Annotated in this window: 11 protein-coding genes; 10 read left to right on the forward strand and 1 reads right to left on the reverse strand. The window is 51.6% G+C overall.

Translation table 11 applies throughout. The features are described from left to right. Positions 1 to 270 precede the first annotated feature (270 nt). The 10 genes from FYC48_RS09695 to FYC48_RS09740 all read left to right on the forward strand — a co-directional run bounded on the left by FYC48_RS09695 (position 271) and on the right by FYC48_RS09740 (position 12,810). A complete protein-coding gene (locus FYC48_RS09695) occupies positions 271 to 1,362 on the forward strand; it encodes a DegT/DnrJ/EryC1/StrS family aminotransferase (RefSeq protein WP_149496486.1) in 1,092 nt (363 codons plus the stop codon). Between the two features lie 339 nt (positions 1,363 to 1,701). Beyond that, positions 1,702 to 3,345, forward strand: coding sequence for a Gfo/Idh/MocA family oxidoreductase (locus FYC48_RS28710; protein ID WP_149496487.1), 1,644 nt, complete (start codon positions 1,702 to 1,704; stop codon positions 3,343 to 3,345). 161 nt (positions 3,346 to 3,506) lie between these two features. Then, entirely contained in the window at positions 3,507 to 4,820 is a 1,314-nt protein-coding gene (locus FYC48_RS09705) for a lipopolysaccharide biosynthesis protein (RefSeq protein ID WP_149496488.1), read from the forward strand. Beyond that, complete coding sequence (locus FYC48_RS28800; RefSeq protein ID WP_149496489.1) at positions 4,820 to 5,326, forward strand: acyltransferase; 507 nt, start codon at positions 4,820 to 4,822, stop codon at positions 5,324 to 5,326. The genes FYC48_RS09705 and FYC48_RS28800 overlap by 1 nt, the downstream gene beginning before the upstream one ends. A gap of 80 nt (positions 5,327 to 5,406) precedes the next feature. Beyond that, positions 5,407 to 6,429, forward strand: a complete 1,023-nt coding sequence (locus FYC48_RS09715) for a glycosyltransferase family protein (protein ID WP_149496490.1) — start codon at positions 5,407 to 5,409, stop codon at positions 6,427 to 6,429. A gap of 97 nt (positions 6,430 to 6,526) precedes the next feature. Further along, the gene (gene wecB / locus FYC48_RS09720) at positions 6,527 to 7,597 is read left to right on the forward strand and encodes a non-hydrolyzing UDP-N-acetylglucosamine 2-epimerase (RefSeq protein ID WP_149496491.1); all 1,071 of its coding nucleotides are present in this window, start codon (positions 6,527 to 6,529) and stop codon (positions 7,595 to 7,597) included. A 157-nt stretch (positions 7,598 to 7,754) separates the two neighbouring features. Next, positions 7,755 to 8,993, forward strand: coding sequence for a glycosyltransferase (locus FYC48_RS09725; RefSeq protein ID WP_149496492.1), 1,239 nt, complete (start codon positions 7,755 to 7,757; stop codon positions 8,991 to 8,993). Next, complete coding sequence (locus FYC48_RS09730) at positions 8,990 to 10,297, forward strand: hypothetical protein (RefSeq protein WP_149496493.1); 1,308 nt, start codon at positions 8,990 to 8,992, stop codon at positions 10,295 to 10,297. The genes FYC48_RS09725 and FYC48_RS09730 overlap by 4 nt, the downstream gene beginning before the upstream one ends. 14 nt (positions 10,298 to 10,311) lie before the next feature. Beyond that, positions 10,312 to 11,511: a glycosyltransferase family 4 protein gene (locus tag FYC48_RS09735; protein ID WP_149496494.1), complete on the forward strand. Its 1,200-nt coding sequence runs from the start codon at positions 10,312 to 10,314 to the stop codon at positions 11,509 to 11,511. Positions 11,512 to 11,628: 117 nt separating this feature from the next. Continuing rightward, entirely contained in the window at positions 11,629 to 12,810 is a 1,182-nt protein-coding gene (locus FYC48_RS09740; protein ID WP_149496495.1) for an exo-alpha-sialidase, read from the forward strand. A gap of 85 nt (positions 12,811 to 12,895) precedes the next feature. Here the strand turns inward: FYC48_RS09740 and FYC48_RS09745 are convergent, their stop codons facing one another. Beyond that, positions 12,896 to 13,570, reverse strand: coding sequence for a PDC sensor domain-containing protein (locus FYC48_RS09745; RefSeq protein WP_149496496.1), 675 nt, complete (start codon positions 13,568 to 13,570; stop codon positions 12,896 to 12,898). Positions 13,571 to 13,583: the final 13 nt, after the last annotated feature.

Genomic DNA, 13,583 nt, shown 5'->3' on the forward strand with positions numbered 1-13,583 from the left:
GCGGCCTCAACCGCGCGCCATTCAGGTGGTCTTTGTCGACTGAGGTTTCCAAATCACCTTGCCAGACTAACAGTGTCTCTTATTTATCTGGTACGGAAGAGAAGTTATGAACCTGAAGGCTGGTTCGCGGGCGACGGCTTGCCCTAACACGTTCGTGTCTATCGAATTTCCACGCCAGGATCACTGGCGTTTAGTAAATCAGTTGCATTCTCATCAGCCTTTGGTATTGCTGATCGAGAGTTAACACTTATCTCATTGGCGAGAATCATCATGCAGTTCATCGATTTAAAAACGCAATACAAAGAGTATCAGAATGAAATTGACGGAGCCATGCAGGCCGTGATGGAGCATGGCCGGTTCATCATGGGCCCCGAGATCGCCGAAGTGGAAACGGAATTGGCATCTTTCGCAGGTGCGAAGCATTGCATTTCAGTTTCCAGTGGAACACATAGCCTTGAGATCGCACTACGCGCGCTCAATATCGGGCCTGGGGACGAAGTGATCACAGTCCCATTCACTTGGATTAGTAGCAGCGAAGTGATCTTGTTGGTTGGCGCGAAGCCGGTTTTCGTCGATATCGATCCGGTGACATTCAACATCGACGTAGATAAAATTGAATCGTTGATTACCGAAAAGACCAAGGCGATTATGCCCGTGTGTCTCTTCGGGCAGATGCCAAACTTCGAGAAGCTAAACGCAATTGGGAAGAAGCATGGGATCGCGATCCTCGAGGACGCCGCGCAGAGCTTCGGAGCGACCCAAAACGGTAAGAGAAGTTGTGGAGTCGCTGACATCGGCAGCACCAGCTTCTTTCCAGCGAAGCCGCTCGGGTGTTACGGCGATGGCGGCGCATTGTTTACCGATGATGAAGAGCTTGCTACGGCGATGAAAGCCATCCGGACGCACGGCGGTACGAAGCGGCATCACCATACCCTCGTCGGAACTAACGGTCGGTTTGATACGCTGCAAGCGGCGGTGATCTTAGCAAAGCTTCCGCACTTCCAAAAAGAAGTCGAAGCACGGGGAAGGATCGGAGCACGCTACTCAGAATTGCTACGCGATTGTTGCACCGTTCCAGAAGTTATGGATGGGAACACCCATGTGTATGCACAATACACGCTTCGTGTTGATGACCGCGAAGCCTTGCAGGCTAGGCTGAAGGAAGCGGGGATTCCAACGGCCGTTTACTACCCGAAGTGCTTGCACGAGCAACCTGTCTTCGAATTCCTGGGGTATTCCTATGGTGATTTCCCCGAGTGTGAGAAAGCATCCAAAGAGGTCGTCAGCTTGCCGATGCACCCGTTCCTTACCGAACAGGATCAAGACCTCGTCGTCGAAGCGGTAAAGTCGGCGATCGCTTGATGAGGCGAATGCTTCGACAGGACTATACGTTCGGCTAAGAGTAATTAGCCGAAGGGCGTTGGCCTCGGCTATTACGTCGCAACCGCGAGTAGCGCAATCTTGCAAGTCCAACAAGCGCTGATGTGACACGGCAACTGCCGAATCCTGAGAGCCAGAAACGGTTTCATTGGGACGGTGTCAAACTGAGCAGATTGCCCGATTCGGTGGCTATCGCCGTCGGTTCACAGTCAAGCAATCATCAGTTTTCGGAGCGAATCTAACTACCTGATCGCAGCCATTTTTGTTGCTGCGGAATTGTATCCCCGCAGGTCGTTCGCCTGCACAACTTTCAACCAATCTATGAATCAAAAAGATCTTTGCCTCGTCGGTGCCGGTTACTGGGGCAAAAACCTTGCCCGTAATTTTAATTCGCTAAACGCACTGCACACGCTATGCGACGCTAGTCCGGCCACATTGCAGTCTTATGGCGAAGACTATTCAGGAGTTGAAAAGACAACTGAATTTGCAGATGTCCTGAAGAATGATTCGATTAATAAGGTTGCGATTGCCGCACCGGCAAGCTTGCATTACCAGCTCGCATCACAGGCGATCTTGGCGGGGAAAGATGTCTATGTCGAAAAGCCACTGTGTCTCGATTCGACCGAAGGTAGGAAGCTGATTGATCTGGCCAATTCGAATGGCCGGATTTTGATGGTGGGGCACTTGCTTCAGTATCATGCATACGTCGAAAAGTTGATTAGCATGGTCAAGGGAGGAGAGCTGGGGCGATTGATGTACATCACATCGAACCGTCTTAACCTTGGGAAGATTCGAAGCGAAGAGAACTCGCTGTGGAGTTTTGCGCCTCACGACATTTCGGTGATCCTCGCAATCGCGGGTCAGACGCCTGAACAGGTCGCGTGCGGGGGGCAGAGTTATTTGACCGAAGGTGTAGCCGACACCACGATGACTCAGCTGGTTTTCGCCGGCGGATTGCGAAGCCATATCTACGTGAGTTGGCTAAATCCATTCAAAGAGCAGAAACTGACCGTCGTGGGGTCAGAAGGAATGGCTGTCTTCGACGACACCAAGCCATGGGAAGAGAAGCTCTTGATTTATCGCGACTACCTCACTTGGTCTGACGGAAGGGTACCGCAGGCGCAAAAACGAGACGGTGAACCTGTGGTTGTTGAGCAGACGGAGCCACTTAAGACTGAGTGTCAGCACTTTTTGGATAGCTGTGCCGAGCGACGGCAACCACGGACCGATGGGCCAGAGGGGCTTCGGGTGCTGGAGGTACTGCAGTTGGCCCAGAAAAGCTTGGAAACAGGTGGGAACTTTATCTCAGCTGATTCATCTGTGCCCCGGTCGGCGTCTTTCGTTCATCCTACCGCAACGGTCGACCCCAAAGCATCGGTTGGGTCAGGAACCAAAGTCTGGCACTATTCTCATGTCAGTGATGATGCCGTTCTTGGGAAAGGATGCAATCTTGGGCAGAACGTGTTTGTAGCCGGTGGGGCATCAATCGGTAATAACGTAAAAATCCAGAATAACGTCTCTGTCTATGCGGGGACAACGATCGAAGACGATGTCTTCCTTGGGCCATCATGCGTTTTGACGAACGTCAGCAATCCTCGTAGTCAAGTGAACCGACGCGGAATCTATGAGGCAACAACGATTCGGCGTGGTGCAACTATTGGAGCTAATGCGACAATTGTCTGTGGGACAACGCTAGGTCGATATTCGTTCGTAGCGGCAGGGGCTGTGGTCACGAAAGATGTTCCTGATTACGGTCTCGTTTCTGGCGTGCCGGCGAAACAGATGGGATGGATGAGTCGGCACGGTCAGCATCTGGACTTCAGCCAAGGGGATCTTGCCGTTTGTCCAGAATCGGGATTGGAGTACAAGCTGGATGGGGGCTCGGTCCGCTGTGTCTCTCTTGATGAAGAGACGCCACTTCCGACTGATTTGGCAACGGGGACAAAGCCTTACCGCGAGTTCTAATTACCCGGCAATTCGTTAGAAAAATCACGATCCGGTGGCTGCGTCGACCCTAACAACTGTGTCGGCGTGCGACGGTAGGTCTTTGTTTGTGGCGTCCAGTGGCGGTTGATGGTGATACGGACTGAGTTTTCTTTACGGTGAAGCGTTCAAGCAAAACGATCATGCTCGCCGGCCAGGGCGGTGTTCGGGCGATGACAAACCTGCTCATCGCTGCTTACCTGTCCCGGCAACTTTCTGAGGTCGAGCTTGGGACGTATCGGCAGGTACTGCTACCGAGCGCGACGTTGCTCCCGGTGCTAGTCTTGGGGCTGCCAACGACGCTACTGTTTTTTGTCAGCAAGAATCGGGAGAGCAGTAAGAATATTTGGTTGAACAACACTGCGTTGCTCTCGCTGATCGGCGCCCTCTATGCGGCCGGCCTCCTGTTCGGAGGTTATCATTTGGTGACGTATGCGTTTGGTAATCCGGCGATGGCACCGTTCTTATGGGCGGCAGTCATCATTGGTTTCGTTGAGATCGCCACCGCATCGTTTCAGCAGTGTCTGTTTGCCACTGACCGATATCGGGAATCAGCTCTGCTGAGCATGGCATTTTCGATTGGTACGTTCCTTGCGGTCCTGTTTGCATTCCGGAGCTCGGGGACGTTGGCAAGCGTGCTCGCCGCCCAGACAGCCATCTTGCTTGTATTTCTTCCGCTAAGACTATGGCGGATGTATGCGGCGACCGAAGGCGAGTCTGGCCGGATATCTCGATCGGAGTTGCGAACCCAATTAACGCACGGTGCTGACCTCGGGCTCGCGACGATTTTCGGAATTCTGCACAAGCAACTCGATAAGCTGATCGTTGCGGTCATTGCCAACCCGCTGCAGTATGCGATTTTTTCCAACGGCGCCCGTGAGGTACCGTTTGTGGGAATCGTGCAAGGCGCAGTGACGAACGTCATATTGCCGGAGATGACCCGGTATTTTGAAGAGGGGCGGATTCGAGAAGCTCACGAGTTATGGAAGCGGGCAACGCTCAAGGTTTCCAGCATTCTCTTTCCGTTGACCGCGATCTTAGCGGTTCTTTCTGAAGATATCGTCGTATTGGTATTCTCGGAAAAGTATCGCGCCGCCGGTCCCGTATTCTTGGTCTACTGTCTTTGTTTGCCGGCAAAGTCAATTTCATATGGAAGTGTGTGTATTGCGGCAGGGCGAAACGATCTGGTTCGAAAGGGTTCGTCGATTGGTTTTATTGCGAACTTAGTGTTGTCAATGATTCTCGTGATAGCAATTGGTCCTCTCGGAGCTGCGATTGCTACCGCGTTTACGATTTGTTTTATTTTAGTGCCCTGGTATTTGAATAAGATTCAACGCCTATTCAGATCAACTGTTATCGAAGTCTTGCCTTGGCGTACATTAGTGATCTATTTGGGATTGAGTATCGCTCTTGCAGTGGTGCTGGGCTTTCTACGCGCCCTTTTTGGTGTAGTGTAATGCTAAGATATATCACGCGAAAATTGCTTTCGTTTATTGGGTTTGGGAGGTATCGACAGGTCCCATTGCCAATTCTCCTCGTCTCAATTGTTGCCCAAAAAATATTCCGGTTGAATGCTAAGGTGCCTTTTCTGGTGCACTACAGCTCTCACGTAGTCGGAGGCAATATAATATTAGGCAGTGAGGTAGAGCTTTCGTTCGCCGTTTCAGCTAACTTGAGTGTCGCAGTTCACAGAGATACAACGCTTCGAATCGGTGATCGTACTATAATTGCGCCCCATGTGGCAATTCGAACAGCGAACCATGGGCTATTAGATCGAAAAAGTTTTGTGACCGGAGACGTGGTAATTGGTGAGAACTGCTGGATTGGGTTTGGTGCGGTGATCCTTCCCGGTGTCGTTCTCGGAGATAACGTTACGGTTGGAGCCGGCGCTGTTGTTACGAAGAGTTTCAAAGCGAACAGTGTAATTGGCGGAGTGCCCGCCAAGTTGATTAAGGAAGTCTAAGGTATCTTTCGATAATACAGTCAGGGGGAATGGTGAAGATACTTCATCTGCCTACATCTGTTGGGTGTTATGGTTACAGCATGGCGAATGCTGAACGAATTGCGGGATTGGATAGCCATTCATTAATTCTCGATAACAATGGGTTTGGATTTCCTTGTGACGAGCAAATCTGCGTAACGGCCCGACTCTCGTCTTTGCGTAAACGCAAAGAGCTAGTGAAGGAAATTCGGGTTCAATACGATATCTTGCACTTTAATTTCGGGACGAGTGTAATTGATCTAAGGCGATTTGGGATCAATCTTCGGGATTTGAAGATGTATGAAGGGTTTTGTAAGGTCGTCGTCTCGTTTAACGGGTCCGATCTTCGTAATTGGGATCATCGCAAGGTGAATCCCAATACGCCATATAGGTCTGATCATACAGTCTCGGGGTTTTTGAAAGATCGGTTGAAACGCTATCGCGCAAAGATCTGGATGAGGCACGTCTCGCACGCTTTTGTTTCTACTCCCGATCTCTTGCAGTTTCTTCCCGAAGAGAAGTGTTCATATCTTCCGGGCGTGAAAGAAAACGTACGTAATATTTCACCGGTTCTGTACGATGAGCATGCAGAGCCGTTCAGGATTGTCCATGCACCTTCAAATCGGAAATTGAAGGGTACGCAGGTTTTAGTTGACGCCGTGAAGAGCTTGCAGCGAGATGGTGTGCCAGTCGAGCTGTTGTTGGTTGAAGGTGTGACGAATCGCGAGGCTATTGAGCTCTATAAGAAGGCACATCTTATTGTTGATCAGTTGCTGATCGGTTGGTACGGTGGCTTCGCGATTGAGTCGCTCGCACTTGGTAAACCCGTGATGGCGTACATCAACGATGATACGCTCGCACGGGTGGATGCTGAAATGCGGAAGGATGTTGTGGACACGTTCGTCAGTACGGAGCCGGCGCGTGTCAAGGATGATCTCTTGAAAGCGATTGGAAATCGCTCCAGTCTGGCCGAAAAAGCGGGCAAAGGGCCGGAGTTCGTGTCCACGTGGCATTGCCCCGACAAAGCGATACGTCCGGTGATTGAGATCTACGAGTCAATTCTGAATTCGGGGTCTATGCGTTAATAGACAGTGATCCGCCTTTATGCGGGCTAGTTGGCTAGTTTGAGCCGCTCGGTTAAGAACCGAGGTAACTCACGAGATTATACGAGGACGGTCGTCGATGCAGGAATCAGTTTTTCGCGTAGCAACCATTATTGGCGCGCGACCACAATTTATTAAAGCTGCGCAAACCAGTCGAGCTTTGGCCTCGGCGGGCATTGCCGAGGAGATTATTCATACGGGACAACACTTCGACAAGAATATGTCGGATGTGTTTTTTCAGCAGATGGGGATTCCTAAGCCGGATTTTCATTTAGGAATCGGTGGTGGGACTCATGGTGAAATGACGGGACGGCAGATCGAGGCGATCGAGAAAGTGCTGCTCAAGAATACACCAGACTGGGTGATTGTTTATGGAGACACCAACTCCACCTTGGCGGGAATGATTGCGGCAACAAAGTTGCATATCAGGGTCGCGCATGTTGAGGCTGGGCTGCGGTCTTTCAATCGGTTGATGCCCGAGGAGATCAATCGGGTGCTTACCGATCATGCATCCGATTTGCTGTTTGCACCGACCCCAACGGCTGTTCGGCACCTCGAGGCCGAGGGAATTAAGGGGGCTAAGGTGCAGATGGTAGGCGATGTAATGTTTGACGCGACGCTTCACTACAAAAGCAAGGCGAAAGAGCCAGATTGGGGCAGCGAGGCGGCGCCGAAGCAGTTTGTTCTGGCCACGATTCACCGAGCGGAGAATACGGATGACCAATCACGTCTTTCTGCGATTCTTGATGGGCTAGCGACGTCGAAACTGCCTGTCGTGCTGCCGGTTCATCCACGGACGAAGAAACAGGTAGAGTCGCTAGGGCTGCAGTTCCCCGCGAATTTCCGGTTGATCCCACCGGTTGGCTATTTGGAGATGAATTGGTTGGAATCTCATTGCGAGCTCGTCGCTACCGATTCGGGGGGCGTCCAGAAAGAGGCATTTTTCCATGGAAAACCCTGTTTAACATTGAGAGATGAGACTGAGTGGTCAGAGTTAGTTGAATCGGGGTGCAATCGGTTAGTCGGGGCTGACTCCGAAGTGATTGGTGATGCTTTGCGACACCCGCCATCCGCTCCGAGCGGTCAGATGCTTTACGGTGATGGAGATGCCTCCGAGAAAATCGCTCAGTTGCTGGCCAGTTTTGGTTAGCCGTCAAATTGAGCCAACCGTGGTTTCAGGAGCCTAGGGGTTCCAAGGAAGCTCAGCGCCGCTATTTGATTTGTTGGGGGTGTCGTAAGCGTGTCGTGCCAGATTTTCTTGTGCTGAATATTTTTGCGTCGGACAAACGTGAATCTTTAGGGATGTGATGAAGAAAGTTGCAATTATCGCTTACCGATTCCCGCCCTACAGCGGAATTGGGGCAATGCGAATGCGGTGCGTCGCACAGCATCTGCCCGAATTCCAGTGGGAGCCCATCGTTTTCACGAGTGATTGGTCCGAAGCAAATTGCGATCGGATTGACCATAACTGCGATGAAGCGGTGTTGGGACGTGTTATCGCTCGTGCCAAGCGAGTTGATTCGGGCGGATCAACTCGCAGCGGGAAGCTGGGGCGCATCAGGCAGCTCTATCAGGAATTCGTGTCGAGACGAGAATTCTACAAGCACACGTTACGATGTTTTGAGCGATACGTTGACGAAAATGGAAAGCCGGACTTAGTTTTAGCGACTTATCCAGTCGCCGCTGCATTTTCAGCGGCAGACGTGATCCACAAGCGGTTCGGCATTCCTTGGGTGGCTGATTTTCGTGACTTACCTGATTATTTGCACAAACGTCCCCGTTTCGCGATATCGCATTCGAAGCGACTTGTCTCTTCGTGTGATCACATTCTGACTGTTTCCAAGCCGCTTGCAAACGTCTTGCGCGCTCGGCATGGCAAAGAGGTGTCAGTCATTCCAAATGGGTTTGACTCAAGTAGTGCGGACACGAATTCTCGAGTTGGTCTGAGCAAGAATCGCAAATTTACGCTGACCTACACTGGCCTGCTTTATCCGCCCGGGCATCCCGCGCGTATCTCTCCTGCGATCTATTTCAAAGCGCTTGACGCGTTAGCAGATGAACAGAGAATCGATTTAGCGAATGTCTCAGTTCGACTGATCGGCACCAAGGAAGAGGCCGTGAGGAGGCATTTTGCCGACCGTTCTTCTGAACGATGTGTTGAGATCGTTGAATGGTGCGAGCGAGAGGAAGCGGCTCGAGAGCAGCGGTCTGCGGATCTTCTATTATCGCTTGGGTCAACAGAGATTCAGGGCGTCGTTACAGGGAAGGTTTTCGAGTACCTTAACTCTGGCACACCCATTCTCTCCGCGCCACATGATGTCGATGGAGTGGGGTTTGTTTTGGAGAAGTCTGGAGCCGGCGAGACGGTGGAGACAGTCGACGAAGCGAAGGAGGTGATTCGATCGCATTATGAGCGTTGGGAATCTCCGAGTCCAATACCGATAGAGGTTGACCAAGAATTCATCAGAAGCTTTGACTGGGACCGTCTGACCGGGCGAGTCGCCGAGTGTTTTGATGTTTGCAAGGGTAACGGAGCCGTCAAATGAATAACTGGAGCACTCAGGTGGCGCACGGCGGCGAAGATTGGGACGGTGATCGGATGCCCAAGAGGCCATCACTGTTTCTAATGCTAAGTGCGATCGCAACGATCGCGACTTTCCCGCTGTACATTTTTGCAAGTGGCGGTGCGCAGCCAAGCCATGGATTTTTTATCCTCTTCTGCTTGTTGTTCCATAAAGAGTTGCTGCAGCATGTGATGCCGGAGAAGTGGGCAATCGCTTACGGGCCAATGCGTGCCGCATTCTGTTTTGTTTTTGTTGTCTTTGTCGTCCAACTGATCTACGGCATTACGCTTGAGTCGGCTGAAATGCTCAAGTACATCGCGTTTATTTCGTTCAATTTTGGTTACTTAGTGGTGATGTATCGGTACATAGTGACGTACCGGACGACAGCACTGAACCATGTGTTTATCGGGATGCTTCTTGCAGTCGGTTTGGCATTGATGGGTGTGATACTTAACATGGGGCCTAATTCCGGGCGCCAAACAGGATTCTTCAATAATCCGAATCAGCTTGGGTATTTTGGCTTAATTGATGTGATGCTGTTTCTGGCTTGTTATTCGGTTTGCACCCTCAAGTATGCCCGTATTTTAGCGTTAGCCGGGATAGCGGCGTCGGTCTACCTTATTCTTGTATCGCTTAGCAAGGCGGCGCTCGTATCCGCATTTTTGGGGCTCCTGCTGTTTGCTCCCAGCATTAAAGGTCGTGACCTAGCGTTTCTAGGTGTGTTGTGTGTTATTACCCTGCCATTTTTGGCGCCGAAAATCATTGAGTCCAATGTGGTTTCGCGTGTCGTCGCGCGTATTCAAGATATTGGCCACGATAGAGATGACTCGATTGCAGGACGTGGTTATAACCGTATCAAACGGTATCCTGAAAAATTAATCTTTGGTGCTGGAGAAGGTGAGTACCGGCGGTTTGGGGCTCTTTTGGAGATGCACAGTACGATAGGTAACATAGTTTTTTGTTACGGTGTTGCTGGTGCACTGTTCTTTTTCCTTTTCAATCTTCGCTGTTTAAAGGCGTCGCCTCAGTTATTCATCTCAATTTTCGCACCGCTTTATGCTTATGGGATGACCCACAACGGCATTCGGTTTAGTGCGTTTTGGTTGGCGTATGCGGTTTTCCTTGCCATCTGTGAGTTGCAACGGAACGATGAAGGCGATTTTGAAATCGATACCTTGTCGTGGTCACATCTGCGAGACTTGGTCCCGGGTTCTCGGAAGCGGAACTATGAGCCGGACGACTACGACTATCAAATGATCGGGCAAGCTGAACTGGTTCGGTCGTGACTGCAATTGCGACGATGAATCGAATACTGGACGAAGGTGTGAATCAAAGGATAGGAGAAGTGGAGACCCCGAAGGTCAAACCGGGAAAACACGTCGTCATTGTCTGCGATCTGTTGAGTACGTTTTTGCGTTTCCGGTTGCCGGTCGCGCTGCGTCTGGTCAGCCTTGGACATCACGTCACACTGATTACGTCAGACGCTGACTGCGATGATGAGCGACTTGCGATGCTGTCCGCACAAGGCTTGTCGGTGGAATTGATTCGGATGGATCGCACCGGAATGAATCCTTTTAAGGACGCTTCCTACGCGCGGCGATTGCGAAAGGCGTTTCTTCGGTTGAGACCGAATCGAATCCTCGCTTATCAAGCCAAATGTGCCACATGGTCCGCGATCGCTGCCAGGAGCGTGAAGGGATGTAAGGTCGCAATCTTGTTTCCTGGGCTTGGTTATCTCTTCGCGCCCTCCCATGGAATGCGTGCGAAACTGGTGAAGCTCGCCGCGAGGCAACTTTGCCGATTTGCCTACTCAAGCGTCGATATTGCGATTTTCCAAAATGACGAAGACCGAGAGACTCTAGCGAACTGTGGGATCGGTCTCCACGGAGCGACGATTCATCGAGTCAACGGTAGTGGCGTCGACCTAGAGCAATTTCCATATTCCGAATGTCCGGGCAATCCGATTCGGTTTTGTATGGCGACGCGGTTGTTGGCAGACAAGGGAATCCCAGAGTTCGTTGAGGCGGCTCGGCATTTGAAAAGTAAATTTGGCGAGCGCGTTCAATTCACGATCGCCGGGAAGTATGACCGAGCACCTTCAGCAATTCGCGAGTCGGAGATGGATCTTTGGGTCAAGGAAGGGATTATCGACTATGTCGGCTTGGTCGACGATATGCAGGGCTTCCTTAAGGCAGCCTCTGTGTTTGTGTTACCGTCGTACTACATGGAGGGAACCCCGAGGTCGATTCTGGAAGCCCTCGCGAGCGGTAGGGCGGTGATTGCGACAGATCAGCGGGGATGTCGAGAAACCGTCGACGACGAGATCAATGGTTTTTTGGTTCCAGTTCGAAACGCCGACGCGTTGGCAGGGGCGATGGAGCGATTTGTGGAATCTCCCGGCCTTTTGAGTTCGATGGGAAAAGAAAGTCGTCGATTGGCCGAGTCAAAATATGACGTAGAGATTGTAGCTCGGCAAATGACGGACGCGTTGGAACTGTAGGAGTCGAGAAATCGGCTCGTCGAACGAACGAGTGCGAACGAATTATTGGTGAGGCGACACGGTAGAATAACCGTGTCGCCTTTTTTCTTGCGCTGATGGTTGTATAGGAGCCCGTTTATGAAGTGTTGGTTGTCGTCGTTAGTGTTGGTATTGGTTTGTTTGAGTGGCCGGTGTCTTGCGTCTGAGACAGACTTGCTTTGGGATCGAAGTCAAGCGGTGCCGGCGGTCGCTGAACTTCGGGCACTCAAGAATGCGAGGTTCTCTGTCATCAAACCGTATGAATTTGACAAAGATGGTTATCGCTTTTTGCATGGCGTCGCGATTTGTTTTCACAAAGGCAAATTGTATGCCTCGTTTGGACACAACCAGGGCGGCGAGAATACCGATTCGGAGCAGGCACGATTCTGTGTCAGCAGCGACGACGGAAAAACATGGTCAGATGTGAAGACAATCGATGCGGGAGACGACGCTGGTATCGGGGTGAGCCACGGTGCATTTCTTTCGCACAACGGTTCACTATGGGCTTTCCAGGGGGCTTATCGCGGAGTCATGAAAGATGTCCATACTCGAGCGTACCAATACGATGAAGAAAGCGGCAATTGGGTCGGGCTGGGGAAGGTGATCGGCCAAGGTTTTTGGCCGATGCAACAGCCAATCCAGATGGACAATGGAAGCTGGATCATGGCCGGGCTGAAAGTCGGCGATGGTAATCCGGCGGTCGTCGCCATCAGTAAGGATGACACGTTCGAGAATTGGGACGTGGTCACGATTCCCGTTCAAGCGAAAGGGAAAATGTGGGGCGAGTCGACTGTCATCGTCGAAGGGAATCATGTGACGAACATTTCACGATACGGCCAGGAAGCGAGGGCCTTGGTTTCAGTCAGCGAAGACTTTGGGCGAAGTTGGACACCGATGGCGCCGAGCAATCTGCCTATGGCGACCAGTAAACCCTGTGCGGGAAAACTGAGTTCGGGTCAACGGTTCTTGGTTTGTACGACGACTGCTGATAGCGGTGGACGTCGCTCCCCGTTGACAATTGCTGTGTCGAGACCAGGGGAAGACGTTTTCACGGCGATCTTTATCATCCGCGATGGGGTGTTTCCAAAGGGGCCTGGCGAATCGCATCACAAGGCCGCGCTGTCCTATCCTTACGCAATCGAGTACCGCGGCAATTTGTATGTCGGCTACTCAAACAACGGGGGAAACGTCGGAAGGGTGGGAGAGGGACGCGAATTGTGGAACAACAACAGTGCTGAACTCGCCGTCATCCCGTTAAGCGATTTGCGGGTCGACGAATGAAGACGCCGTTTTCGTAGGTGACGAAAAAGGCCTGCTGATCGTACGGGTATGACCGCGGGATGTTAAGCATAAGCAGCTCGCGTCACTACCGCTGCGTCAGTCGTTCTGCATCGAGGGAAACGATAGCGACCCCAGCGAAGCCACCGTCGCGGTCAAAGAGTGGAATGCTGATTTGTACGACCACCCTACCGACGGTGTTATCACGACTCAGTTGTGACACTTCGATTTGTCCACTTTGCGCAGCCTTTTTGAACTTCGGCTCATCACCTTGAAACCAGTCGCTGGTCCAAGAAGCGACCGCGACGTTGCCACCCCGTGCATCAACGACAAACAATTCTAAGATCAGTCCGTTGCTCGATTGGCTGAACTGATGAAGGGTTTCAGCGGCAGAGGATCGAGTGTGCGCATTTCTGAATTCACGGTCTTTTCGTGCGGACCAAACGTACTCGGCGTAGTCATAACTTTCTCGATTAAGTTCGACTTCGTCGGGCCGCCATGCCTTCCAGCGGTGACGATAAGGTTTCCAATGCCTTCTCGATTGGTTGATCTGCTCAAGCTCGGCGATCAGACTCTCATCGTCCTGTAAAAAGGGCCGAACATGCGTTTCGGCATACCGTTTGGCAAGCGTCTTGAAATCGAATTCAGCAATGTTGGCCGAGGCTTGTGACGATCGCGGTGGATTGGCAGGCAAGCTCGGGCCGGCGAGGAAAATTGCGGTCAGCCCGATCCATCCCGCGACGATTGAGTTTTGATTTAGCACGATTCGTACTTCG

It is taken from the genome of Roseiconus lacunae, assembly GCF_008312935.1.
Classification (GTDB): Bacteria; Planctomycetota; Planctomycetia; order Pirellulales; family Pirellulaceae; genus Stieleria; species Stieleria lacunae.